Source organism: Pseudomonas sp. AC463 (assembly GCF_979253585.1).
In genome coordinates, this window is the sequence record NZ_CEEDDZ010000188.1 from 1 (window position 1) to 388 (window position 388).

The 388-nt window shown below is 59.3% G+C and carries 1 protein-coding gene; it reads left to right on the forward strand.

From position 1 onward, the window contains the following. Positions 1–388, forward strand: a 388-nt coding sequence (locus tag AC0IYH_RS29710) for a PAS domain-containing protein (RefSeq protein WP_471837659.1), incomplete at both ends; no start/stop codon positions are given.

Consider the following 388-nt stretch of genomic DNA (forward strand, 5'->3'; position numbering starts at 1 on the left):
CGGCTGTCGCAATGAGCAGGACTTCCCCAACGTCCTGGCAAGCTGGGCTGATCGCCTGCACCCCGCCGATAAAGCCGCCACGCTCGACGCTTTTGCCCGTCATCTGAACGACAAGTCTGGTATGACCCCTTACAGAGTCAGAAACCGCCTAGCGATGAAGGACGGCAGCTATCGGTGGTTTTTTGCCCAAGGTGAAACCCTTCGTGATAGTCGCGGTGTCCCGCTGCGCGTGGCCGGCGCACTGCGTGATATCCACGATGAACTCGAGAGGGAGCAGCATCATGACGTGATCATCACCCGCTTCGAGCTGGCCCGCGAAATGCTGTCGGACGGCCTGTGGGACATGGAGGTGATTGCGGGCGATCCGGTCAATCCTAAAAATCCGTTC